The 23,706-nt window shown below is 71.1% G+C and carries 19 protein-coding genes; 10 read left to right on the top strand and 9 right to left on the bottom strand.

Features of this window, described 5'->3' with window-relative positions:
* Positions 1-43 precede the first annotated feature (43 nt).
* Positions 44-2,068 carry a TIGR04551 family protein gene (locus IPQ09_10615; GenBank protein ID MBL0194655.1) on the top strand — a complete coding sequence of 675 codons (2,025 nt, stop codon included), beginning with the start codon at positions 44-46 and terminating at the stop codon, positions 2,066-2,068.
* Between the two features lie 71 nt (positions 2,069-2,139).
* On the opposite strand, the gene IPQ09_10610 is transcribed toward IPQ09_10615, so the two are convergent.
* A complete protein-coding gene (locus IPQ09_10610; GenBank protein ID MBL0194654.1) occupies positions 2,140-2,616 on the bottom strand; it encodes a hypothetical protein in 477 nt (158 codons plus the stop codon).
* Positions 2,617-2,712: 96 nt separating this feature from the next.
* On the opposite strand from IPQ09_10610, the gene IPQ09_10605 reads away from it, so the two are divergent.
* From IPQ09_10605 to topA, 7 genes are all read left to right on the top strand, one after another.
* Positions 2,713-4,077, top strand: coding sequence for a sigma-54-dependent Fis family transcriptional regulator (locus tag IPQ09_10605; protein MBL0194653.1), 1,365 nt, complete (start codon positions 2,713-2,715; stop codon positions 4,075-4,077).
* 84 nt (positions 4,078-4,161) lie between these two features.
* Positions 4,162-5,286, top strand: coding sequence for a tRNA preQ1(34) S-adenosylmethionine ribosyltransferase-isomerase QueA (queA, locus tag IPQ09_10600; GenBank protein ID MBL0194652.1), 1,125 nt, complete (start codon positions 4,162-4,164; stop codon positions 5,284-5,286).
* Positions 5,283-6,467, top strand: coding sequence for a tRNA guanosine(34) transglycosylase Tgt (gene tgt, locus IPQ09_10595; protein MBL0194651.1), 1,185 nt, complete (start codon positions 5,283-5,285; stop codon positions 6,465-6,467). Before queA ends, tgt begins: the two co-directional genes overlap by 4 nt.
* On the top strand, positions 6,464-7,450 hold the full coding sequence (locus IPQ09_10590; GenBank protein MBL0194650.1) for a hypothetical protein: 987 nt from the start codon (positions 6,464-6,466) through the stop codon (positions 7,448-7,450). The genes tgt and IPQ09_10590 overlap by 4 nt, the downstream gene beginning before the upstream one ends.
* 124 nt (positions 7,451-7,574) lie before the next feature.
* A complete protein-coding gene (locus IPQ09_10585) occupies positions 7,575-9,287 on the top strand; it encodes a zinc-ribbon domain-containing protein (GenBank protein ID MBL0194649.1) in 1,713 nt (570 codons plus the stop codon).
* 68 nt (positions 9,288-9,355) lie between these two features.
* Positions 9,356-10,261 carry a DNA-processing protein DprA gene (locus IPQ09_10580; protein MBL0194648.1) on the top strand — a complete coding sequence of 302 codons (906 nt, stop codon included), beginning with the start codon at positions 9,356-9,358 and terminating at the stop codon, positions 10,259-10,261.
* Between the two features lie 60 nt (positions 10,262-10,321).
* Positions 10,322-12,724 (top strand): type I DNA topoisomerase, encoded by a 2,403-nt coding sequence (gene topA / locus IPQ09_10575; GenBank protein MBL0194647.1) that lies wholly within the window; start codon positions 10,322-10,324, stop codon positions 12,722-12,724.
* A gap of 82 nt (positions 12,725-12,806) precedes the next feature.
* On the opposite strand, the gene tadA is transcribed toward topA, so the two are convergent.
* Together tadA and IPQ09_10565 are read right to left on the bottom strand one after the other, a co-directional pair.
* Positions 12,807-15,011: a Flp pilus assembly complex ATPase component TadA gene (gene tadA / locus IPQ09_10570; GenBank protein ID MBL0194646.1), complete on the bottom strand. Its 2,205-nt coding sequence runs from the start codon at positions 15,009-15,011 to the stop codon at positions 12,807-12,809.
* Between the two features lie 391 nt (positions 15,012-15,402).
* Positions 15,403-15,588, bottom strand: coding sequence for a hypothetical protein (locus IPQ09_10565; protein MBL0194645.1), 186 nt, complete (start codon positions 15,586-15,588; stop codon positions 15,403-15,405).
* A 199-nt stretch (positions 15,589-15,787) separates the two neighbouring features.
* Between IPQ09_10565 and IPQ09_10560 the strand changes: the two genes are divergently transcribed.
* On the top strand, positions 15,788-17,521 hold the full coding sequence (locus IPQ09_10560) for a hypothetical protein (protein MBL0194644.1): 1,734 nt from the start codon (positions 15,788-15,790) through the stop codon (positions 17,519-17,521).
* A gap of 75 nt (positions 17,522-17,596) precedes the next feature.
* On the opposite strand, the gene IPQ09_10555 is transcribed toward IPQ09_10560, so the two are convergent.
* From IPQ09_10555 to IPQ09_10545, 3 genes are all read right to left on the bottom strand, one after another.
* Positions 17,597-18,373 carry a peptidylprolyl isomerase gene (locus IPQ09_10555; protein ID MBL0194643.1) on the bottom strand — a complete coding sequence of 259 codons (777 nt, stop codon included), beginning with the start codon at positions 18,371-18,373 and terminating at the stop codon, positions 17,597-17,599.
* A 69-nt stretch (positions 18,374-18,442) separates the two neighbouring features.
* Positions 18,443-19,096, bottom strand: coding sequence for a DUF192 domain-containing protein (locus IPQ09_10550; GenBank protein MBL0194642.1), 654 nt, complete (start codon positions 19,094-19,096; stop codon positions 18,443-18,445).
* Complete coding sequence (locus tag IPQ09_10545; GenBank protein MBL0194641.1) at positions 19,093-20,085, bottom strand: hydroxymethylglutaryl-CoA lyase; 993 nt, start codon at positions 20,083-20,085, stop codon at positions 19,093-19,095. Before IPQ09_10545 ends, IPQ09_10550 begins: the two co-directional genes overlap by 4 nt.
* 69 nt (positions 20,086-20,154) lie before the next feature.
* Here IPQ09_10545 and IPQ09_10540 point away from each other — a divergent pair, with 69 nt between their 5' ends.
* Positions 20,155-20,943, top strand: a complete 789-nt coding sequence (locus tag IPQ09_10540; protein MBL0194640.1) for a nuclear transport factor 2 family protein — start codon at positions 20,155-20,157, stop codon at positions 20,941-20,943.
* A gap of 21 nt (positions 20,944-20,964) precedes the next feature.
* On the opposite strand, the gene IPQ09_10535 is transcribed toward IPQ09_10540, so the two are convergent.
* The 3 genes from IPQ09_10535 to IPQ09_10525 are packed head-to-tail and all read right to left on the bottom strand — an operon-like array spanning position 20,965 to position 23,608.
* On the bottom strand, positions 20,965-21,150 hold the full coding sequence (locus IPQ09_10535) for a hypothetical protein (GenBank protein ID MBL0194639.1): 186 nt from the start codon (positions 21,148-21,150) through the stop codon (positions 20,965-20,967).
* Between the two features lie 33 nt (positions 21,151-21,183).
* A complete protein-coding gene (locus IPQ09_10530) occupies positions 21,184-21,840 on the bottom strand; it encodes a hypothetical protein (protein MBL0194638.1) in 657 nt (218 codons plus the stop codon).
* A 46-nt stretch (positions 21,841-21,886) separates the two neighbouring features.
* Complete coding sequence (locus IPQ09_10525) at positions 21,887-23,608, bottom strand: protein kinase (GenBank protein MBL0194637.1); 1,722 nt, start codon at positions 23,606-23,608, stop codon at positions 21,887-21,889.
* Positions 23,609-23,706: the final 98 nt, after the last annotated feature.

The raw sequence follows: 23,706 nt of genomic DNA, 5'->3' as shown, positions 1-23,706 counted from the left end.
CGCGACGACGGGCACATATTCGATCGAGCGGCTCGGAGAGACCATGGTAGAAGCCCGAGGCACGATGCAGATCCGGCACGGCAGAGCCCTCCCGCTCCTCCTCGCGCTCGGCCTCCTGGGGTTCGCGCCGCTCACCTACGCCCCTGCGGCGCTGGCGCAGGGGGCGGCTGCGGGCCCCACGGTCGACCCCGCGGCGCGCGGCAACCTGATGCCGGCCGGCGGCGCCGCGGGCGCAGCGACGGTCGCCCCCAGCGCGCCGACGCCCGATCCCGATCACGACCAGCGCAAGCTCGTCGCGCAGGGCGAGGCCCGGCCCGACGAGAGCGCCGTGGCCGGCGTGCCGTCCAGCGTCTTCAGCGACGACTGGTGGGGCCGCACGCGCCCTGTGCTCGAGCTGCACGGCTATTTCCGCACCCGCGGCGAGCTCTTCCACAACTTTGCGCTGGGTCGATTCAACAACCCGGGCGACGAGGCGAACCTCTGGGGGCACCCGCTCGACCACACGTACAACGACCAGGCGGGCGCCGCGCGCACGGTCAACCAGTGCGGCGACACGGGCACCGAGCCCTGCTTCGACAAGACCCAGGCCTCCGCGAACATGCGGCTCCGCCTCAACCCGGAGATCCACATCTCCGACAACCTGCGCATCCTCTCGCAGGTCGACTTCCTGAACAACGTCGTGCTCGGCTCCACCCCCGACGCGTACGCGCTCCAGCCGAGCGGCACGGGCTCCACGGGCTACCGGCCGGCCGTCAACGGCTACAACGGCTACGCCCCGCTCGGCACCTTCTCGACCACCCAGGGCCCGCCCACGGCGGGCGTGAACGGCTACAAGAACTCGATCGACGTGCAGCGGGCGTGGGCCGAGTACCTCACCCCCGTCGGCCAGCTCCGCTTCGGTCGCCTGCCGCTCCACTGGGGCATGGGCATGCTCGCGAACTCCGGCGATCGCATCGACGACGACTGGCAGACGAACAGCGACCGCATCATGTTCGTCACGGGCATCAAGAGCCTCGACCTTTATTTTGGCGGCTCCTGGGACTTCATCTCCAGCGGCGCCACGAACGCGAGCCCGTACGACGTGTACGGCGGCCAGCCGTACAACACGGCCAACCTCACGAACGCCGGGCAGTGGAGCCTCCTCGCAGCCCACCGCACGAACCCCGAGCTCCAGCGGCTCAAGCTCGCGAAGGGCGACATCGTCGTGAACGGGGGCGTCTTCGCGCTCTACCGCTCGCAGCACCTCGACGTGAAGGCCGGCGAGAACCCGCTCACGAACGACACGGCGGCCACCGACCGCGGCCTCGAGCGGCGCGGTGCGCAGGCGTTCGTCCCGGACGCGTGGCTGCAGCTGCTCTACCGAAAGTTCCGCTTCGAGGCCGAGTTCGCCTCGGTGCTCGGGCAAATCGCGAAGTCTCCCGCGAAAAACCAGATCAACGATCCCATCGGCGTGCGCCAGTTCGGCCTCGCCACGCAGTCCGAGTTCAAGGCCATCGAGGACAAGCTCCGCGTGGGCTTCGGCTTCGGCTGGGCCAGCGGCGACGGGAACGTCGAGGGCCTCGCGCCCGGCGCGAACGGCCTCCAGGTGCGGAAGGGCGACGGCCCAATCTCGACCTTCCGGTTCCACCCGTCGTACTACGTCGACTACATCTTTCACCGCCGCATCCTGTCGCGCGTGCAGGGCACGTACTACTTCCGACCCTCGGTCGAGTACGACTTCCTCCGCAGCCCGAACGGCCAGAAATTTGGCGGCGGCGCGGCCATCATCTGGAGCCGCGCGAGCCAGTTCATCCAGACGCCCGGCAACAAGCGCGACCTCGGCATCGAGCTCGACCTGCAGCTCTATTACCAGGCGAAGGACGGCACGCTGAACGACGATCCGTCGAAGATGGGCGGCTTCTACTCGGCGCTCCAGTACGGCGTGTTCTTCCCGCTGGGCGGCCTCAGCTACCTGCCCGGCGAGCAGTCCGCCATGCAGGCGGTGCTGCCACCCAACGGCGCCCAGGCGGCCGACGTGAGCCTCTCGACGGCGCAGACCGTGCGACTCATCCTCGGCGTCATGTTCTGAGCGGCTCCCCCGCGCTCGCGGGCGGGCGCACGGGGCGCGGTCGCCTGCCCCGCGACCGCCGGCGCGCCAGCTCAGTTGTCCGGCGCGCCCGCAGCGACCCAGCGTCCGATGCGGTCGAGCTCGGCCTGGGTGAAGATGAGGCCGCTCGGGATCTGTGGCATGCGGCCCTCCTTCTCGGACCTGCGGAGCGCGCGATAGAGGTTCGTCTTCGTGAAGTCCTTCTCGCCCTGCACGAGCTGCCCGCTCGAGATCAGCGTGCTGCGGCACTGCGCCTTGTCCTTGCAAATGTAGCCGCTCGACTGGGTGCCGACCTCGGACGCGCCGCCGTGGCAGTTGCTGCTCGCCGTGCAGCTCGCGAAGCCCGTCGGCCCAAGGATATCGCGGTAGATGTCGGTGAACGTGTCCCCGCTGCCGGAGTCCCGGTCGCCGCTCGGCGGGGCGGACGCGTCGACCCGCGGCTCGCCGCCGGCGACCTCGCCGCTCGCGACGGCGCACGCAACGAGCCCACTTCCGACGAGCGCGAGGGCGAGAGCGACGGCGGTACGCATCGCGCGTCACTCTACACGACTCGCTCGCAGGGCGCGACGACGGAGCCGAGACAACCGCGCGCGCTCGCGCGACCTCCGCTAGGCTGCGCGAGTCCCATGCCGAAGATCCTCATCGTCGACGACCAAAGGAACATGCGCACCACCCTCGCCATGATGCTCCGCGGCGGCGGCTACGAGGTGGAGGAGGCGGGCGACGGCGACCTCGGCATCGCCCGCGGCGCGACCGAGGCCTTCGACGTGGTGCTCACGGACCTGCGCATGGGGACCAAAGACGGCATCGAGGTGCTGCGGGCCGTCAAGGAGGCCCAGCCCCTCACCGAGGTCCTGCTGATGACCGCGTACGGCACGATCGAGAGCGCCGTCGACGCGATGAGGCTCGGCGCCTTCGACTACATCCAGAAGCCCTTCACGGAGCAAGAGCTCATGGTGAAGGTCGGCAAGGCCGTGGAGAGCCGACGCCTCGCCGGCGAGGTCGCGCTCCTCACGCGTGAGTTCCAGGACCGGTACAAGTTCGAGAACATCGTCGGTCGCTCGGCCGCCATCCGCGACGTGCTCGGGCGCATCGTGCGCATCGCGCCCACCGACACGATCGTGCTCATCACCGGCGAGAGCGGCACCGGCAAGGAGCTGGTCGCGAAGGCCATCCACGCCAACTCCAAGCGGAAGGACCGCCCGTTCGTCCCGGTCAACTGCGCCGCCATCACCGAGACGCTGCTCGAGAGCGAGCTGTTCGGCCACGCGCGAGGCGCGTTCACGGGCGCCGTGAGCGCGCGCAAGGGGCTCTTCGAAGAGGCCGAAGGCGGCACGTTCTTCTTCGACGAGATCGGCGAGACCCCCCTCGCCTTCCAGGCCAAGCTCCTGCGCGCCATCCAGGAGAACGAGATCCGCCGCGTGGGCGAGAACAAGCCCATCAAGGTGGACGTGCGCATCATCGCGGCGACGAACCAAGACCTGCTCCCCGCGATCGCTGAGAAGCGCTTCCGTCAGGACCTCTACTACCGGCTCAACGTCGCCCGGTTCCAGCTCCCACCCATGCGCGAGCGCATGGAAGACCTGAACGAGCTGCTCGGGCATTTCCTTGCAAAGTACAACAAGAAAATGGCGTGCCGAGCCCGCTTCGATCCGCGCGTACCAGAGGTGCTCCAGCAGTACGCGTTCCCGGGCAACGTGCGCGAGCTCGAGCACATGGTGGAGCAGGCGGTCGCCCTCATCCAGACCGGGGTCATCCACCCCGAGGATCTCCTCCCTCACGCCAACGCGCCGCACGACGCGCCGCGCGCGAAGGGCGTTGGCAAGTCGCTCGCCGAGTCGGTCGACGCGGCGGAGCGGAGCGCCATCGAGGAGGCCCTCGCCGGCTCGGACGGCAACCGCGAGCGCGCGGCCGAGCTGCTCGGGATATCGCCCACCACCCTCTGGCGGAAAATGACCCGCCTCCACGTGAGCTTCGAGGGGAAAGGCTGATCGACGACGACAGCGCCGGGCTGCGCGCCCGCGCGCCGACCCCTTGACGCTCCCGGGCAAGCGGTGCACTAGGTCGCCGCTCGTATGCGGACGGCCCTCTTCGACTACGATCTCCCCGCAGAGCTCGTCGCCAGCGCCCCGACCGAGGCCCGCGACGGGGCGCGGCTGCTCGCGCTCGGCGAGCCCCCCGAGCCCGCACACGCCATCGTCGGGATCCGCGACCTCATCGATCTCGTGCCCACCGGCGCGCTCGTCGTCGTGAACGACACGCGCGTCCTGAACGCGCGCCTGCTCGGCCACAAAGTCGGGAGCGGCGGCAAGGTGGAGATCTTCCTCGTGCGGCGCGCGGGCCCCCAAGCGCCGGGCGTCTGGCTTGCGCTCGGTCGAGCCTCCAAGTCGCTTCGCGCGGGCACGCAGCTCACCCTCGGTCGCGCGGCCGGCCTCCGCGGCGAGATCTTGGGCAACGATCCCGACGAGGGCCTGCTCCGCGTCGCGCTCGCGTGCGCGCGCAAGGACGAGGGCGACGGCGACGGCGACGGCGACGGCGACCTCGACGCCGCGATCCGCCGCGAGGGCGCGATCCCGCTGCCACCGTACATCCGGCGCCCCGCGACCGAGGTCGACGAGGAGCGCTACCAGACCGTGTTCGCGAGGGAGGAGGGCGCCGTCGCGGCGCCGACCGCCGGCCTCCACCTCACGCGCGCCATGCTGTCGTCACTCGCGGCCAAGGGCGTCGACGTGGCGAGCGTTACGCTGCACGTGGGCCTCGGCACGTTCTCCCCGGTCGTGGCCGACGACCTGGACGACCACGCGATGCACTCCGAGACCTACTCGGTCCCCGCGGCCACGGCCGACGCGATCGCCGCGGCTCGCCTGCGCGGAGCCCCCGTCGTCGCGATCGGCACGACCGTCGTCCGCGCCCTGGAGAGCGCCGCCGACCCCACGCGCCCGGGCCACGTGGCGGTGGTCAGCGCGCAGACCACCCGCCTGCTCATCCAGCCTGGGTACCCGTTCGCGATCGTGGACGCGCTCCTCACGAACTTTCACCTCCCGAAGTCGACGCTCCTCGCGCTGGTGTGCGCCTTCGGTGGGCACGAGCGCGTGCTGGCCGCCTACGAGCACGCGGTGAGGAGCCGCTTGCGCTTCTTTTCCTACGGCGACGCGATGTTCCTCGCGCGGCGCCCGCACTGCCCGCCGGAGACACCATGACCCCACGCACCCAGGGCTTCGCGCTCCGCGTCGACGCGACGGAGGGCCACGCGCGCGCGTGCACCTTCACGACCCCACACGCAGTGGTCACGACCCCCACGTTCATGCCGGTGGGCACGCAGGGGTCTGTCAAGACCCTCACGCCCGAAGAGGTGGCCAGCACCGGCGCGCACATCGTGCTCGGGAACACCTACCACTTGTGGCTCCGCCCCGGGCCGGAGGTCGTGGCGGAGCACGGCGGCCTCCACGGATTCTCACGGTGGCCGCGAGCGATGCTCACCGACTCCGGCGGGTTCCAGGCGTTCTCGCTGGCCCAGCGCAAGCCGGGCGGCGCGACGGGCCGCCCCTCGAGTGGCCTCGTCCTCCCCAACGAAGAGGGCTTCACGTTCCGCTCCCACCTCGACGGCGCGAAGCATCACCTCTCCCCGGAAGAGGCGGTCCGCGTGCAGGGGCTCCTCGGCGCGGACATCCAAATGCAGCTGGACGTGTGCCCTCCCGGGGAGTCCTCGCGCGAGATCGTCGAGGCCGCCGTCGCGCGCACGACGAGGTGGGCGCGGCGCGCGCTCGCCGCTCCGCGCCCAGAGCGTCAGGCCCTATTCGGCATCGTACAGGGGGCGTGCTTCGCCGATCTCAGGCGCTCGCACGCCGAGGAGCTCGCGGCCCTCGAGCCCGGCTTCGATGGCCTCGCGCTCGGTGGGTTCTCGGTGGGCGAGCCGATCGAGCGCATGATCGAGACGCTCGCGGAGGTCGCCCACCTGCTCGACGCCGAGCGCCCGCGCTACCTCATGGGCGTCGGCACGCCACGCGATCTCCTCGAGGGCATCGAGCACGGCGTCGACATGTTCGACTGTGTCCTCCCCACGCGAAACGCGCGCAACGGCCAAGCCCTCACGCGCTTCGGGAAGGTGGTCATCAAGCAGGCTAGGTACAAACACGACCTCGGGCCGCTCGACCCCGAGTGCGCGTGCGCCTGCTGCCAGGGCGGATACACGCGGAGCTACCTACGCCACCTCTACCTGGCCGGCGAGGTGCTGGTGCTGAGGCTCTTCTCGCTCCACAACCTTCACTTCTACGGCGAGCTCGTCCGCGACGCCCGCGCCCACATCCTCGGGGGCACATTTGCGCAGTACAAGCGCGCGGCCCTTGCTAGAATGTCGGACGGAGACAAGGCGCAGCGATGACCGGTGAGAAGAAGCAGCTCGGCAAGGTCCTGCTGAAGCGGCAGGTCCTCGGCGAGGCCGAGCTCGCGAGCGCGCTCTCCGAGGAGGGCAGCGAGCCGCTGGCCTCGAAGCTCATCGCCCGGGGCCTCGTCAAAGAGGCCGACGTGCTCCGCGGACTCTCGGAGCAGTTCGGGGTGCCGGCGGTCGACCTCGAGCGGGTGGGGATCGACACGAGCCACCTCGTGGTGCCGGCCGACTTCGCGAAGCAGCACAAGGTGCTGCCGCTGTTCGCCGACGACGAGCGCGTGCTGGTCGCGATGCTCGCCCCCGACGATCTCGTCGTGCTCACCCGGCTGGCCAGCCTCACCGGGCGCTCGCCCACCCCCTACGTCGCGCTGCCGCTCCCCCTCCACCGAGCGATCGAGGGCGCGTACGCCGCCGCGCGATCGGGCGGGCTCACGTACTTCGGTCGCCACGCGCGCACGGCGGAGAGCCCGGCCGCGCTCCTGTCGCTCGCCACGTTCGTCCCGCCCGAGCGGCGCACCGACGACGCGCTCGTCTTCACGGACGACAGCCTCCGGGAGGTCTCCAATGAAGAGCCCCTCTCCGAGCGCCTGGGCGACGACATCCGACCATCGACGCTGGCGCTCGATCACGAGCGCATGCTCGAAGGGGCCGCCGCCGCCTTCCTCGAGTCCCGCGCCGAAGACGCGATCGCGTTGCTCCGCGACGCCATCCACGAGCGGCCGAAGAGCTTCCGCGCCCGCTACCAGCTCGGCCTGGTCCTCGGGAACGTCGATCGGTTGCACGAGGCCATCACCGAGGTCGAGCACGCCCTCGAGCTCGAGCCTTCTTCGTTCCCGGCGCTGAAGAACCTGGCCGTGCTCTACGAGAAGAGCGGCTTCCGCGCGCGCGCCCTCGAGACCTGGGAGCGGGCCGCGCCGCTTGCGCCCGACGAGGCGACCCGCGCCCGCGTGACCGAGCACGTCACGAGACTTCGCTAGGCGACACTGTAGGCAATGTGGGTATGACTCTTCGCGGTTTTTTTTTCGATCGAGCTCCACGCTGGGCCGTCTACACGGGTATTCTCTGTATGCTCGGGGCGCGCGCGGCAGAAGGCGGTGAGCGGTGAAGTTTCTCTGCGACCAGTGCAAGGCCAAGTACCAAATCGCCGACGAGAAGGTGGCGGGCCGCACTGTGCGCATGAAGTGCCGAAAGTGCGGCCACCTCATCGAGGTCCGCGCCGAGGTCACCGAGTCGAGCGTCGCGCGGCAGGCTCCACGCCCCGATGAGCCGCGCTCCTCCGGCGGGCTCGCCACCTCGCTCTCGGCCGCACGCCCCGCGCGGTCGTCGGTCGCCCCGGGCGCGCTCGCAGGCGCGTTCAACCGGCGCATCCAGAACGACGACGACGACGAGAAGACCATGATGGCCATGGCGCCCGCGGCGCCAAGCTTCGAAGCGTCGGTCACCGAGGAGTGGTACGCCGCGATCAACGGCCTGCCCGTCGGCCCCATGCGCCTCGCCGAGCTCCGCACGAAGGCCGCCGCGGGCGCCATCACCGAGGACACCCTGGTGTGGCAGGAGGGCTTCGAGGAGTGGCGGCCCGTCAAGACCACCACGCAGCTCCACGGGATCGTGCGCGAGGCCGTGCCCTCGAGGCCGCTCACGGGGCAGTCGAGCCCGCCGCCCGCGGTCGCGCCACGCGCGGCGGTCACGCGCCCGTCGCCCGCGGCGCGCGTCACGGCGCCCCTCGGGCCGGCCCCCGCGGCGCTGCGCAGCAACGTGGTGCCCATCTCGCGTGGCGGGGCAGGAGGGGCGGCCGCCGCCGCGGCGCTCGCGCCGGCGGTCTCGCACCCCGTCTCGCACCCCGTCTCGCACCCCGTCTCGCACCCCGCCACGCACGCCTCCCCCGCGCTCGCGCCGCCCCCTGCCGCACATGCGCAGCCCGCCTCGCAGTCGATGCCCGCCGCCGCGGCTCTCTCGGTGGTGGCTCCGCCCGCGTCGAACCCGTTCGCCGGCGTCGATCCTTTCGCGATCGCGCCCGCCGCGGACCCCTTCGCGTTCCCGCTCGCCGAGGCCGCGCCCGCGGTCTCCGCCCCCGCGTTCGCGCCTGCGCCCGCCGCGGAGATCGCCTCGAGCTCCCTCGCCTCGCCCCTCTCGGCCCGCGCCGAAGCGTCGATTCCACCGCCACCGCCGGCGCGCAGCATGGCGCCGCTCATCTTCGTCGCGGCGGTCGTGCTCGCGGCCGCGTTCGGCATTACCGCAGCCGTCATGACCTTCAAGGCCGGCCCGGTAGCCACCGCGCCCACCGCCCCCACGGGTAGCGCCAGCGCGCTCCCGGCCCCTTCCGGCACCGTCGAGGCCCCCGTCGCATCTCCGACCCCGTCGACCTCGGCATCGCAGAAGCTGGCCGTGCTCCACAAGCCTGGCACGGCGGCCCCGGCCGCCCCAAGCGCGCCTCCGAAAGGTGGCGCCGTCAACCTCGCGGAGCTCGGTCTCGGCGGCTCCAGCCCGGCCCCCTCGGCGAGGACCGACATCCCCTCCGCGGGCGGCGCGGGCCCTGCGGCCGGGGGGCGTCCACTGGACGCGGCGTCGGTGGGCAAGACCATCAACACGTACAAGGCGGCCGTGAAGCGCAAGTGCTGGGACAACGCCGCGGAGTCGGCTCCGAGCGCCAACGTCTCCGTCGCGATCACGGTGGCGAGCAACGGCACGGTCACGTCCGCGTCCGGCTCCGGCTCGCCCCCCACGGTGGCCAAGTGCGTGGAGAACCACGTGCGCGGCTGGCACTTCGACGGGACCGGCAAGGTCGTGATTCCGTTCCACTTCGTGCGCCAGTAAGTGCGACAGTAAGCCCGCGGCGCGCTCGTCGCACGCAACGCGCGGGCCTCGCCGGCCGAGAGCGGGGCATGCGCACGCTCGAACCCTGCGATCCCGCCTACCCCGCCGCGCTCCGAACCCTCCCCACGCCGCGGCCCATCACCCTCTCCGGCGCCCTCCCCGCCGGCGTACCCGTCGCGATCGTCGGGACGCGTCGGCCGACGTCCGAGGCCAGAGCCTTCGCGTTCGAGCTCGCCGGTCGAGTGGCGACGGCGGGCGGCGTGGTCGTCTCCGGGGGGGCGGTCGGCGTGGACGCGGCGGCCCACGAAGGCGCCCTCGCCGCGGGCGGCGCGACGATCTGCGTCGTCGCGACGGGCTCTGCGCACGTATTCCCGCCGGAGCACCGGGGACTCTACGATCGCATCGCGGCGTCGCCCGGGGCGATGGTCTGGCCGTTCCCGACCGACGCGGTAGCGCGCCGACCCCAGTTCCTGCGCCGGAACGGCGTGCTGGTGGGCCTCTCGCACGCCGTAGCGGTCGTGCAGGCGGGGCGCGGCTCCGGCGCGCTGAACGCGGCGTGGTGGGCCCGGAAGCTGGGGCGCCCGCTGTGGGTCGTCCCGCAGGCGCCTTGGTCGATGGGAGGGTTCGAGGGCTCGCTCCAAGAGCTGGAGCGCGGGGCGCGACCGCTGACCTCGACGGCGCACTTCCTCCGAAGCCTCGAGCTCTTGCCTGGCGCGACGCTGCCTCTGCCGCTCGGGCCGCTCCCGCGCGCGGTGAGGGCCGGCGGCGCGGCGCCAGTGACGGCTCAGGAGGACCTCGCTCCGGAGCACGCGGGCCTGCTCGCGCACGTCGACGCGCGCCCTCGCCATCTGGAAGAGCTCGCCCAGGCCGCTCGGACGTCGATCGCCGACGCCACGACGGCGCTCTTGACGCTCACGTTGCAGAACGTAGTAGAAGAGGGACCCCTTGGATTTTTCAGTCGGGCCGGAAAATGACCGGCCCGCTCGTGTCACTTCACGCCGCGATCGAGGCGCTCGCGGCAGGCTTGAGGAGCTATGGCGAAGACTCTCGTGGTGGTCGAATCCCCCGCCAAGGCAAAGACCATCAAGAAATACCTGGGCACCGGCTATGAGGTGCTCGCCTCGAAGGGTCACATCAAGGACCTCCCCAAGAAGCTTGGGATCGACATCACGAACGGCTTCCTGGAGACCTACGAGATCGTCCCCGGCAAGGAGAAGCTGCTCGCCGAGCTGAAGGGCGCCGCCCGCGACGCCACCGACATCCTGCTCGCCACCGACCCCGACCGCGAGGGTGAGGCGATCGCCTGGCACCTGGCCGAGGAGCTCACGGCAGAGCCCGCCAAGGCGAAGCGGGTCGAGTTCCACGAGATCACCAAGAACGGGGTCCAGAAGGGCGTGGCCACGCCGCGCAAGCTCGACCGTGCGCTCTACGACGCGCAGCGCGCGCGTCGCGTGCTCGACCGCATCGTGGGCTACGACGTGTCCGCCCTCGTGTGGTCGAAGCTGGCCTTCGGGCTGTCGGCGGGCCGCGTGCAGAGCGTCGCGCTCCGGCTCATCGTCGATCGCGAGCGCGAGATCGAGGCCTTCAAGCCGGTCGAGTACTGGAACATCGGCGCCACTCTGGCCCAGGCGGGCAAGCGCCCCACGCCCTTCTATGCGCGGCTCGTCTCGAAGAACGGCGAGCGCCTCGACGTCAGCGAGGGCGTGACCGCCGCCGCGACCAAGCTGGGGCTGGAGGGAGCCTCGTACAAGGTGGCCAAGGTCACCACAGCGGAGCGCAAGCGAAAGGCGCCCGCGCCGTACACGACCAGCAAGCTGCAGCAAGACGCGGTGAACCGCCTCGGCTTCGGCGCCAAGCGCACCATGCAGGTCGCGCAGGCGCTCTACGAGGGCATCGATCTCGGCAAGGACGTGGGCACAGTGGGCCTCATCACCTACATGCGTACCGACTCGACCCGCGTGTCCCCCGACGCGCAAGCCGCCGCGCGCGAGCACATCGAGGCGACGTTCGGCAAATCGCACCTCCCCGCGACGCCGAACACGTTCCGCTCGAAGAAGAACGCACAGGACGCGCACGAGGCCATCCGGCCCGCTTCGCTCGAGCAGCCGCCGGACGCCATCAAGAAGCACCTGAAAGACGAGCAGTACAAGCTCTACAAGCTCATCTGGGAGAGGTTCGTCGCGAGCCAGATGAGCGACGCGGTCTACGACCAGACCGGCGTCGACATCGAGGCGAAGGCAGCCGACGCGAAGTACGGCCTGCGCGTCAGCGGGCGGGTGCTGAAGTTCGGCGGGTGGCTCGACGTGTATGGCACCTCCAACCAGTCGACCCAGGCTGGCGAAGACGACGAGCCCAAAGCGGCCGGCGAGGCCGACGGGCGCAAGGGCCCCGCCGACGACGACGGGCAGCTCCCGCCGCTCAAGCAGAACGAGGCGCTCACGCTGGCGCCGCCGGCCGTGGTGACCGAGCAGAAGTTCACACAACCGCCGGCCCGCTACAACGAGGGCTCGCTCGTGCGAGAGCTCGAGGAGCGCGGCATCGGGCGGCCGAGCACGTACGCCGAGATCATCAGCAAGGTGCAGGCGCGCGACTACGTGGAGAAGCTCGACAACCGGAGCTTCCGCCCATCGACCTTGGGCACTTACGTGGTCGACGGGCTCGTCGCGAGCCACCTCGACTTCATGGATCCCGCGTTCACCTCGAGCATGGAGCAGGAGCTCGACGAGGTCGAGGCGGGCACGGTGGAGCGCACGACGCTGCTCTCTCGGTTCTACAAGCGCTTCCGCGAACAGCTGGACGCCGGAAAGAAGGGCAAGCGCTGGAACCCGGAGCCCACTCCGACCGGCGAGGTCTGCACGCAGTGCGGACCGACCAGCGAAGACGCCAAGCTGAAGGCGCTCGCGCCCGGCGAAATGATGAAGCGCTGGTCGAAGAACGGCTGGTTCCTCGGCTGCTCGAACTACCCAAAGTGCAAGAACACGCGCGACCTGGGGCCCGAGGGCAAGGGCGCCCCGCCCCCGCGCGAGACCGGGATCGACTGCGACAAGTGCTCGAAGCCGATGATCATTCGGAGCGGGCGCTACGGCGAGTTCCTCTCGTGCACGGGCTACCCCGAGTGCAAGAACGCGCGCCCCGTCCCGCTCGGCGTCCCGTGCCCGAAGTGCGGCGGCGATCTCATCGAGGTGCGCTCGAAGAAGAAGGGCGGCAAGACCTTCTTCGGCTGCAGCAACTACGCGAGCGAGACGCTCAAGTGCGACTTCAAGCTGTGGCAGAAGCCGATCCACGAGGCGTGCCCCGCGTGCGCCGCGCCGTTCCTCGTCTACGGCGGCAGCAAGGCCAAGCCGATGGTCGTGTGCGCGAACAAGGAGTGCGGCTACAAGCGCGCGGTGGAGACCGAGCCCGAGGAGGCCCCCGCGGAGTCCGCCCCGCCGGCCTAGAGCGCGCCTGGTCGGCGCCGGCTTCGGCCGACGCCGACCGCCGCGTGGTCGGAACCGCGTCGGCGCGGGAGCGCGCCGGGTCCTACTTGCCGCGCCGGAAGATGGCCGCGTCGATCCGCGCGCCCCGAGCGTTCAGCTCGGCGACGGCCTTCGGGACGACCCCGGAGGGTGGGAACGTACCGTCGGCCTCGTTCAGGACGAAGATGTCCTTGGTGGCGAAGCCCTTCGCCGGATCCACGCCCACCTCGCAGACGCGCACGACGCGGCGGCGACCGTCGGTCGACGGCCCAAGCTCGAGCGCAGCGTCGAACGACTCCGCGATGAGCTCGCGGGCTCCATCGAGCGAGAGTCCGGGGCGCTGGAACACGAGCTGCGCGGCCAGCCGCGCGAGGCCCGCGCGGAGCGAGCTCGCGGTCAACGCTGCGACGACGGCCTCGCAGCCGTCCCCCATGGCCTCGAACGTGGCCGAGAGCGCGGCGCCGCCGAGCTGCGACACCACGAGACGATCGGGGCGCGTGCGGGCCGCCGCGGCGAGGGCTGCGGCGCCTTGGCTCCTCCGGAAGGAGGCGACGCACGCGTGCGGCGCGGAGAGCTCCTCGTGGTCCTCGACGACCGCGACGCGCTCGTTGGGCGGCGACGCGTGGACGAACGCGCCAAGGAACGACGCTGCGTCGGCCGAGGCTGCGCCGATGACGAGCACGTTCATCCGCCCGGCCACGAGCGCTTCGAGGTAGACGGCCATCGGACGCGAGAGCGCGCCCTCCCGTGCGAGCGAGTCGAACGAGGCGTCGGAGGCGCGGCGCTTGCGCACCGAGAGCGTGGAGCTCCGCGCGAGCGGCGCGAGCACCGCGAACACCGTCGCGCCGTTTGGCAGCGCGCGATCGACGATCACCTCGTCGGCCCCGCGGGGCTCTCCGGAGAGCTCGCAGAGCCGCTCCACGATGCGCACGAGCCCCTCCTCCGACGAGAAACCGACGTCCGCGCTTGCGTGGCGGCCGCCACGACCGACGAGCACGCGGTCGAAGCGCTGCGCGTGGATCTCCACGACCTCGTCGTCCTCGAACATCGCGGTCACGGGGCCGAGACCGATGAGCTCCGACAGGAGGTCCTGCGAGAGCGCCTCGGCGTCGACGGCGTCGGGGAGCGAGCCGTCGGACGACATCGCGCGCGCCGCGTCGCGGACCGCGCCCTCAGCGCGCTTGACGACGGCATCCGGGACCTTACCTGGCGAACGAAGCTGAGTAAGATCGAAGACTTGTCCGACTCTGGAGGCGAGGCTCACCAGGGCCTCGGTCTTGCCAAAATCGCCCGCGACGGCCAGGGCGGAGCCGTGCGCGGCCGGGGCGGGCGCGGGCGGAGGCGCGGCGGCAGGCGCAGGCGCGGGCGCGATCGCAGCCGCGGGCGCGGGACGCGAGGCAGCTTCTCGCGGGTCTCGGGTCTCGCGGATCCCGGGCTCGCGGAGGGGCGGACGCTGGGGCTCCGGCCGCGCAGGGGGGACGGAGTTGCGCCGCCCAAGCCCTTGCGCGGGCGGCGGCCCCACGTGCACCGGCGGAGGCTGAAGGGGGGGCGCGGAGAGAGCCGGCGGCCCTGCTACCGGGGCCGCGGAGTGCCCTGGGGTGTGGATTTCGGAGGGCAGCGGAGGCGGACCGCCGGAGTGGCTGCGAAGCCCGGGCGGGGCGCCAAGCGGCGCAGACGGGCTGAGGGGCATCGTGGCCTGGCGCGGGCCGAGCATGCCGGGGCGAGGCTTGTGGATCTCGCTGTCGTCGGCCTCCTCCGCGGGCTGCACCGCAGACGCTTCGCTGCGACCGGGCACGGGGCGCGCGCCCGGCGGGTGGGTCGACGCCTTCAGCGTGACCGCGGGCCCGTTCAGCGCCGGTCGGACCGCCGGGGGCACCACGGGCATGGGGATCGGCGGCGGCGCGGGGGCCGCCTCGCGCGCGAGCGTGCTGTCGTCGTTTGCGCTCGCCTCGGGCGGCGGCGGCGGCGGCGCCGCCTCCTGCGCACCCTCGAGCCGGATGACGAAATCGCCGATGAAGATCTTGTCGCCCTCGCGGACGACGGTCGCCTGGGCGATCTTCTTGCCGTTGACGTAGGTGCCGTTCGTGCTCTTCAGGTCGGTGACGATGAACCGACCGTCACGAAAGAGCAGGCGCGCGTGGTGCTTCGAGACGTTGCCCTTCGGCAACATGAGATCGTTGCCTTGCACTCGGCCGACGTTGATCTCGCTCTTGTCGTAGGCCTCGCGGCGCTCGGGCCCGCCCTTCTCGCTGATGATGATCGCGAACATGCGCCTTTGCCTCGCTCATTCACGGGCGAGCAGGGGCTTGGCCGAGGGGCACCTCGCCAACGCGCTCGCTCCGTCGTGTGTCGAGCCGCGATTGTCCTTGGCGGGCGTGAGGTCTGTCAATGTTCTACCGCGGTATTCGGTCGCGCAGGCCGCGCAGACGTTGCGCGCTCCGCGCTCTCCAGGAGCTCCGCGCGGACGCGTGTGCGAGCGTCCCGCGCAGGGCCACCTCCCAAGGCGTGACGCTCTTACGCTCCTATGCTCCTACGTTCCTGCGCTCGAGTCGCGCTCCGCGAGCCGCGCTGGCCCGCTCGACGGGCTCGCGCCCTCCGTGCCCGTTGCGCCCTGCGGGCCACGACGGCCGTGCGCAAGCCGTCCGGTTACCGACCGCTTCTCAGTCGCGCGTGCAGCGCCCCTCGACCTCGCTCGCGACGACGTCGAGCAGCTCGCCTGCGAGCGCCAAGACGTCCTTCTCGGCGTACCCGCTCGCGCGGAGCTCCCGGTAGATGGACCTAGCCAGGATGGCCAAGGCGCGGGGATCGGCGGGGGTAGCGGCGGCGGTCGAGATGGGGAGAGCCATTCAGTTGTCCTCACCTTTACAAGGCACGTGCCAACCCGCAGAGGCCACGAATACCGCCAGATTTCCCCTAGAGCTACCTCAACCGCGCAACACGCTGCCTACCCGCAGGGCCGAGTGCGAAGTCCGCTTCGCGGCAAGGGGCCGGACTTGGGGGTCTGGGGGCCACCCTCCCGACCCTCATGCGCGGACCCCGACCCTCATGGTAAAGGTCGCGCTCATGGCGTCGGACGAACGAGCGTCGCTTGGAAGCGAAGTGAAGGCCCCCGCGCCGACCGACGGCTCGGCCGCCGAGCCCGATCGACTGGCCGACGTCCCACAGCTCGACCCCGCCGAGGCGCGAGACGCCGCGGCGAGCCCCGCGGTCCCCCAGGACGGGACGGCCCTCCTCGACGAGACCCCCGACGCGACCGCGGGCGAGCGCCCCTCGCCGCCGGGCCCGACCGCCCGCGACGGCAGCGCCCTCGCGCCCGCCAGCGCGGCGCTCCCCAGCCCCCGCACCTGGCTCGCGGCGGGCTCGCGCCCGCGGCGACTGCTCATCGCCCTCGCGATCTACACACTGTGCCTCGTGGTGTTCGCGGCCGTCGCCGGCAAACAGCGGCTCACGGAGCACACGGCGTTCAACCACTACGCGCACCTCGCCGACGCGTGGCTCCACGGCCGGCAAGACCTCCGCAACGGGCCGCCAGACTACGCGCAGGGCAACGACTTCGCTCAGTTCCAGGGCAAGACCTACATCAGCTTCCCGCCCTTCCCCGCCGTGCTCATGCTCCCGCTCGTGGCGGTCGCGGGGAGCCCGGAGGACTTTCGCGACGGGCAGTTCATGGTGTGGCTCGCGGGCGTGGGCCCAGCCGTGCTTTTCCTCGTCCTCGAGAAGCTGCGCCGGCGGCGAATCTCGCTCCGCACCGAGGGCGAGAACGTGGCTCTCGCCTGCCTACTCGCGTTCGGGACGGTCTATTTTTTCACCTCCGTCGAAGGCACTGTGTGGTTCGCGGCCCACGTCGTGGGCGTGGGCCTCGCGGCGCTCTACCTCCTGTTCGCGCTCGACGCGGAGAGGCCGTTCCTCGCGGGTCTGTGCCTCGCCTGCTCGTGGATGACGCGTCCGTCGACGGTGCTCCTCGGCCTGGTCTTCCTCGTGGAGGCGATCCGACTGTCGAGCAAGCACGGCCTCCCCGCCGCCGATCCGCACGGCGAGCTTTCGCAGCGTGCGCGCTTGCTCTGGGCGGGGCTCGACCTGCGGAAGCTCATGACGCGCCTTGCGCCCTTCGCGGTGCCCTTGGCGGTGGTCCTCGTGCTCTCGTCCGCGATGAACTACGCGCGCTTCGGAAACCCGAGCCCGACGGCCTTCGGACACGAGCACCTCTCTGTGGTCTGGAAGGGCCGCATCCAGAGCTGGGGGCTGTTCGGCTACCACTACCTCCCGAAGAACCTCGGCGTGATGCTCACTGTGTTGCCTTGGCGCCCGCCGGGCGGCCTCGCGTGCTTCGAGGGGCCACAGCACGGTCCGTTTGGTGCGCTGTCCGCGTTCGTCGGCGGGCTCTTCGGGGCCCGGCCTGCGTGCACCCCGTTCCGCATCAACGAGCACGGCCTCGCGCTGTGGTTCACGACGCCCGTCTACTTCTGGCTCTTCCGACCGAAGGCGCGCTCGCAGACTTACACGCTCCTCGCGGTCGCCGCCCTGCTGCCCTGCGCGCTCGACCTGCTCTATCAGAACAGCGGCTGGCGTCAGTTCGGCTACCGATTCTCGAATGACTACGCGGTCTTGCTCTTCGTGTTACTCGCGCTGGGGCAGCGCCCCATGGGGGGGCTGTTCAAGGCTTGCGCGGTGTGGAGCGTGGCGTGGAACCTGTTCGGGGCCGCCACGTTCGATCGCGGCGAGCACGACAGGTTCTACTTCCGTGAGGGCTCGCAGTCGGTGCTCTACCAGGCGGACTGAAGCGCGCGTGGCCAGTGCGAAGGGACCGACGAGGTCCCCCGGCGCGATCCCCAGAGCGTGTGCGCCGCGCGCGGTCTACTTCGCGGCCGGAGCCGCCGCGGCCTTCTCGCGCGCGATCGTGATCTTCTTGATGGTGACCGTCGTCGCTGGGCGCTCGCCGATGACCGACACGTTCGCGATCGCGTGCACCGTGTCGACCGGCGCGCACTCGCCGAAGATCGTGTAGCTGACGTCGAGGTGCGGGGCGCGGTCGTCGGTGATGAAGAACTGGGCGCCGTTCGTGTTCGGGCCACGGTTCGCCATGCAGAGCAGGCCGGCGCGGTCGTGCTTCGCGCCCTCCCAGAGCTCGTCCTTGATGACGTAGCCCGGCTCGCCCGTGCCGTTCCCCTTGGCGTCGCCGCCCTGGATCATGAAGCCCTTGATGATGCGGTGGAAAGTGGTGCCGTCGTACGCGGGGCGACTGACCCACGTGTCGCCGTCCTTCCACGGGCGCTTGCCCGTCGCCAGGCCGACGAAGTTCGCCACCGTGATTGGGGCTTTGTCCTCGAAGAGCTTGCAGGTGAGCGCGCCCTTCGAGGTGTCGATGGTGGCGAGGAGCGCGCCGGTGCCGTGGACGTCGCGGGTCGCGTCTGCGAGGCTGAAGCGCCCAGCGAGGGGATCGCCGCCCGTGGCGGACGAGACGCCGCCGCCTCCCTGGCCCGGGTGGCTGGGCTGAACCACGGCGCTCTGGGCCGCGGTCGCGACCGCCGGATCGGCGTGCGCGGTGGTGAGCTCGGGCGGAGAGCTCTTGCTGCAAGCCAGCGCGGAAGAGAGCGCGAGCGCGAGGGCGAGGACGGGAGCCGTGTGACGCATGGGCCCTCCCTTACCACGACGCGCATCGCCGGCGAAATAGGGCGCGCCGCGGGCTCGGGAGGCCGGGAATCAGAGGCTCGGGAGCTTCGCGCGCATCCCCGCGCGGACCCCGTGGGCCGCGGCCCACCCGGCGTTGACCTCGAGCACGTAGCGCGAGGGCTTTCGCACGGTGCGCGGCGCCTCGTTCAGGATGGGTACGCGCTCGAGGACGCCGATGACGGTGCCGTCGTCGTCGAGGAAGAGCATGTCGAGCGAGAGGCAGGTGTTCCGCATCCAGAAAATCTGCTCTTCGCGGCGCGGCATCTGGAAGAGCATGCCGTGGTCGGCGGGCATCTCGGTCCGGTACATGAGGCCACGCGTGACGTCGTGCTCGTTGCGCGCGAGCTCGGCCTCGACCTTCGCGCCACCGGCCTCGGGGAAGACGATCGCGAACGTGGCGGCCATGGGCGATCCCTCGGGATCGGGGGGGCAGCCCGGCACCTTGGGCGGGGCCTTCGGCGCTGCGGCCGAGGACGTGCCTGGCGCCGGGGAGGCGGAGGTGAGAGGAGTCGCCGTCGCCACGGGGGGCGGGATCGACGCGGAGCTCGGGACCGTGGAGGGGGGTGGCAGCTCCTCGGGGGAGCGTCGACAAGCGAGCAGCCCGAGCGCGCCGAAGACCGCGATGGGAGCGCGCAGACGACCGCGCAGGCGGACGAGGCGGGAGGCGCGGACGGTGCGGATCACGGCGTGGCTTTACTCGAAGACGCGGCGCTTTCGGGGGCAAAGTTTGGCGCCCCCTCACGGCGCAGCGGGCCGGCGCGGTGCACCTTTCCCGGCAGCACCCTGCCGACCACACGCGAGGCGACCTGCGCCGCTTCCACGAGCGCGGGCAGGCTGAGCCCGGTGCGCACGCCCATGCCCTCGAGCAGGTACACGAGGTCCTCGGTCGCGACGTTGCCCGCGGCTCCGGCGGCGTAGGGGCAACCGCCGAGCCCCCCGACGGACGCGTCGAAGTGCCTCACGCCGAGCTCCAGCCCCGCGAGCACGTTGGCGAGCGCGGTCCCGCGCGTGTCGTGCATGTGGAGCGCGACGGCGTCGACGGGCAACTCGCCAAGGAACCTCTCGACGATGCGCGCGGTCTGCCGTGGCGTGCCGGCGCCGATCGTGTCGCCGAGCGACACCTGGTAGCAGCCGAGCGCGAGGAGTCGCTTCGCGATGGCCGCCGCGGCGCGCTCGTCGACGTCGCCTTCGTACGGACAACCCCAAACGCACGACACGTAGGCGCGGACCGCGACGCCCGCCGCACGGGCGGGGGCGACCACCGCTTCGAAGCCGGCGAGCGACTCCTCGATGGTGCGGTTCACGTTCTTCTTGTTGTGGGTCTCGCTCGCGCTCACGAAGACGGCGATCTCGCGCAGGCCCACGGCGAGGGCGCGCGCGAGGCCGCGGGCGTTCGGGCAGAGCGCAGAGAGGACGGCGCCCGGCGGGATGGACCGCGCGCCCACCGCTTGCGCGAGCGCGTCGGCGTCGGCGAGCTGCGGGATCCACGTGGGCGAGACGAAGCTCGTGAGCTCGACGCGCCGAAGCCCACTCCCGAGGAGCGCATCCAGCAGGGCGAGCTTGTCGCCGAGCGGGAGGGTCCGCGCCTCGTTTTGGAGGCCGTCGCGCATGGAAACCTCGTAGATCGAGGCCGCGTCCGGCGCGGACGCGAAGAGAACCGTTTCGCTGGCCATCGAACCCTCTTTTCGACCAGAATAGAGATTGCGTTCCCTGGGGGAAAGGGAGCAGTCTCAAGGGGCGAGATGAGCATCGGATCGGAAGAGCGCGGAAACCCTTCAAGCCTTCGCGGCTGGTTGTCCGAGGTGTTCTTCCCCGCCATCCTGGCGAGCGAGCTCGAGCCGCTGCTTCTGCGCCTTGGGGCGCGAGCCACCCTCGACGAGCCCATGTTCGGGCGCAGCTCGGGTCTCGCCGACCTGTCCGCCCACTTGGAGCGGCTCCGCGAGAAGCTCGCCGAAACGAACGCGAAATTCGAGCGCTACGCGTTCGTCACGGGCATCGACCGGGACATGACCGAGGGCACACTCGAGTTCGATCGGGCGGAGCTGCGGCTCGCGCTGCCCATCGCCGTCGTCGCCGAGCGCCGCCGATCGCGCGAGGTGGAGCTGCGGGTGTACTGCCGCGCGCGCGAGCTGCCCCGCTGCACGGGGCGCGCGCCGCTGAGCCTGCCGCCGCTCCCGGCGGTGTTGCCGGACAACGTGCGCGCGCTGCTCGACGCGTTCGCCGCGGGCGATCCCGTCGCCGCCTCGGCGCTCTTCGATCCGGCATCTTTCACGCGCGAACCCACGGCGCGGCAGCGCGAGGGCCGGGCCAACATCGCCGCAGGCTTCGTGCATCTGCTCGCCGGCGGGGTCAATTTTTTCCCCACGGGCATGGGCGACGACGGTCGCCACTGCATCGTCGAGGGCGCGCTGCTCAGCGTGCACGGCGCCGAGGTCCGCCCTACCCCGTCGCTCTTCGTGCTCGAGCGCAGCGATCAGGGGCTGTTCCGCTCGCTGCGCATCTACGACGACGCGCTCTTCTCGCGGGAATAGCCTCGAGGCGGGAGCCGGTCATCACCGCCGCTTCCCCCGCGTGCGCTCGTACAGGATTGAGAGAATGCCGGCGGCGACACCGACGCCGAAGGTGGAGGCGTAGCCCGAGGGGCCCGAGCACGAGCTCGCGCCCGACGGGCAGGCCAGGGCGAGCTGCGGGACGAGCAAGGTCGCGGCGAGCGGCAGCAGAGCGAGGACGCGCTTCATGAGGGGCATCCTAGCAACTTTTTCGGCGGGCGCTCAGCGTTCGCGGGCCGCCGCCCCGTAGGTCGCGACGACACTGAGCTTGTAGCGTGCGTGTGTATGGGGCGCGCCCTCGAGGGAGAGCGTCGCGAGCTGCGCGCGCACGGCCTTCGCGCAGGGGCCCACGACCTTCGCGTTCTTGAACGAGCGACCCGCGCGGGGCAGCGAGAGCACCACGGGGGTGCGCTTTCGCGTGAAGGTGACGTCGACGGCGTACTCGATGCTTCCCGCCCCGGCCGACTCGGGCAGGCACTTGCTCTGCGACTCGATGGCCTTCACGAGCGCCTGCTCGACCAGCGGGACGTGATCGCATTGCTCGGGCGGGAGCTTCTTGCGGGCGTCTTGGCACCCGAGGATCTTCACCTCGCCCAGCTTCACCGCGGGCCCCGCCGGGGCGGCGGGCGCGCCGGCGTCCACCGTGGCCGTGGCCTCCGCGCTCGCGGGCGGGTTGGTCGCGGCGTCAACCTTCGCCGACTCGTCGGCCCGCGGCCGCCGCCACACGTAGAGCAGCCCCGCGATGAGCAGGAACGGAAGCAACAGGGCGCCCAGGAGCTGGAGGCGCACCGGGGCGTCACGGGCCGGCTCGACGAAGCTTCGCCGCGCGGGGCGGGGCTCCGAAGGCGGATGCGACGGCTGTCTCTGCGAGTCGGTCATTCGCGCGCTGTGCCTCTACGCCTCTACGCCACTGGCCAGCGCCGACTCAGGCTGGATCGACGAGCGCGCGCACGTTCATGCCCGGCTCGTGGCGCGCGATCGACGCGTGCAGATCGAGCCCCTCGGGGAGCATCCCTTGAACCTGCCCCACCACCTGCTCGACCAGGCTCTTCGCCTCGTGTGGGCCGGGCCCGACCATCGCGACCGCGAACCGCAACGGCCCGGTCTTGCCGCCCGTGACGGCGATGAGCGAGAGCAAGAGCATGTCGGTCAGCTCGATGACGCGGGTCGCCGCGCGGCGCAGCGCGAGCATCTCGAGGATGGTCGGCCGCTCCGATACCTGGCGTGTCGGCCCGCGCAGCTCGTAGCGCGCCACGGTGAGCGGCTGCTCCACCCACTCGGCGAACTGGGCCTCTTCTTGGACGGCCTTGAGCAGGTAGTCGGTGGCGTAGAGCCCGGTGAGGCCGTCGCGCTTCGCCAGGTAGGTGCGCGCGCGCTTGTGCGCGGCGGAGTCCTTCGGGAAGCTCACGAGCTTGAAGCGCAGCTCGCCGAACTGCACCTCGCCCGAGTGCATGAGATTGACCGACTTCTTGCGCTCGTACGTGTGCTCTACGTAGGTACCGTTCGTGGAGCCCTGATCCTCGATTTGCCAGCTCCCCGCGCTCCACCGGAGGTTCGCGTGGTGTCCGCTCACCGTGGCCTCAGGCACGACGATGTCGACGTCGGTGCGACGCCCGATGGAGATCTGCGGCTTGTCGAGGGCGATGAGCTCACCGACGTACTCGGGCGAGTTCGTCGCGAACGTGGTGAGCAAGGACTGGGACCCGGGCTGGAAGCTCGTGGCGGCGCTGCGACCGGGCGGGGGCCCGGGGTCGAGGCGCTCGCGTGGGAGCTGCACGCCGCTCGTGGTGAGCGCAGCCGGGTTGAAGAACCGGAGGTGGCGCGCTGGGATGCGCTGGGTGGGCTCGTCGGATAGGCAGCGGAAGATCTGCTTGATCTCGTCGACGGACAGCCCCGAAGGCACGTCGAACATGATCTGGTTGCGCATCGGCTTGGCGCGGGGCTTGTACCCGGGCTCCGGCACGCGGCAGGTCCACATCTCCCACAGCGTCAGGCCTAGCGCGTAGAGGTCGTCCTCCTGCGAAGCGCCACCGGACCGAATGCGCTCGGGCGCCATGTAGTTGGGCGTCCCGCCGTCGGGCGGAGCCCCGGGTCGACGCGCGCTCGCGCGGGCGCGCTCTTTCGCGAAGCCGAAGTCGAGGACGATGGCCTTGCCGATGGAGCCGTCCGGGTTGGACGTGACCATGACGTTGCCGGGCTTGAGGTCGCCGTGGACGAGCCCCTGCGCGTGGATCGCGGCGACGCCCGACGAGACCTCGTGCGCGATGCGGCGGAACTCGTCCGAGGTGTACCCCCCGAGCGCCTTCTTCAGGCGAATATGGGTGTGGAGCGTCTTCCCGGTGATGTGCTCCATCACGAGGATGGGCCCATAGCCGGAGGGGACCAGGTCGTGGACGCGGCACACGAAGGGGTTCGACACCGAGCGCGCGTGGAGCAGCTCCTGCCGAAGCGCTTCGTCGTCGCCGGGCATGCGTGCCTCCTCGCGTACGATCTTCAGCGCGACCTTCTGGTGGGTCGTCCGATCGTACGCGAGAAACACCTCCCCCATGCCTCCCTTCCCGAGGCTCTGGGAGATCTCGTACCGCTCGTTGATGACGGTGCCGTGCGAGATCGGGGGTGGCGGCGAAGTACGCTGCGTTTCGGTCATGCCGGGTGGTCGCTGTCCGACAGCTGGCGCTGTCAGACCGCTAGCGTCGTCGATCCTTCGACGCGAAGCAACCGCAATTCCGACCCGCGTCGAAGGGT

The sequence above is a fragment of the Myxococcales bacterium genome, assembly GCA_016720545.1.
Classification (GTDB): Bacteria; Myxococcota_A; Polyangia; order Polyangiales; family Polyangiaceae; genus JAAFHV01.
The sequence above is the reverse complement of the archived record's forward strand: the minus strand, read 5'-3'. Positions and strand labels throughout refer to the sequence as shown.

Coding starts and splice junctions, on each gene's coding strand:
- IPQ09_10615 (MBL0194655.1), top strand. CDS start 44: ATGGTAGAAGCCCGAGGCACGATGCAGATCCGGCACGGCAGAGCCCTC.
- IPQ09_10610 (MBL0194654.1), bottom strand. CDS start 2,616: ATGCGTACCGCCGTCGCTCTCGCCCTCGCGCTCGTCGGAAGTGGGCTC.
- IPQ09_10605 (MBL0194653.1), top strand. CDS start 2,713: ATGCCGAAGATCCTCATCGTCGACGACCAAAGGAACATGCGCACCACC.
- queA (MBL0194652.1), top strand. CDS start 4,162: ATGCGGACGGCCCTCTTCGACTACGATCTCCCCGCAGAGCTCGTCGCC.
- tgt (MBL0194651.1), top strand. CDS start 5,283: ATGACCCCACGCACCCAGGGCTTCGCGCTCCGCGTCGACGCGACGGAG.
- IPQ09_10590 (MBL0194650.1), top strand. CDS start 6,464: ATGACCGGTGAGAAGAAGCAGCTCGGCAAGGTCCTGCTGAAGCGGCAG.
- IPQ09_10580 (MBL0194648.1), top strand. CDS start 9,356: ATGCGCACGCTCGAACCCTGCGATCCCGCCTACCCCGCCGCGCTCCGA.
- topA (MBL0194647.1), top strand. CDS start 10,322: ATGGCGAAGACTCTCGTGGTGGTCGAATCCCCCGCCAAGGCAAAGACC.
- tadA (MBL0194646.1), bottom strand. CDS start 15,011: ATGTTCGCGATCATCATCAGCGAGAAGGGCGGGCCCGAGCGCCGCGAG.
- IPQ09_10565 (MBL0194645.1), bottom strand. CDS start 15,588: ATGGCTCTCCCCATCTCGACCGCCGCCGCTACCCCCGCCGATCCCCGC.
- IPQ09_10560 (MBL0194644.1), top strand. CDS start 15,788: ATGGTAAAGGTCGCGCTCATGGCGTCGGACGAACGAGCGTCGCTTGGA.
- IPQ09_10555 (MBL0194643.1), bottom strand. CDS start 18,373: ATGCGTCACACGGCTCCCGTCCTCGCCCTCGCGCTCGCGCTCTCTTCC.
- IPQ09_10545 (MBL0194641.1), bottom strand. CDS start 20,085: ATGGCCAGCGAAACGGTTCTCTTCGCGTCCGCGCCGGACGCGGCCTCG.
- IPQ09_10540 (MBL0194640.1), top strand. CDS start 20,155: ATGAGCATCGGATCGGAAGAGCGCGGAAACCCTTCAAGCCTTCGCGGC.
- IPQ09_10535 (MBL0194639.1), bottom strand. CDS start 21,150: ATGAAGCGCGTCCTCGCTCTGCTGCCGCTCGCCGCGACCTTGCTCGTC.
- IPQ09_10530 (MBL0194638.1), bottom strand. CDS start 21,840: ATGACCGACTCGCAGAGACAGCCGTCGCATCCGCCTTCGGAGCCCCGC.
- IPQ09_10525 (MBL0194637.1), bottom strand. CDS start 23,608: ATGACCGAAACGCAGCGTACTTCGCCGCCACCCCCGATCTCGCACGGC.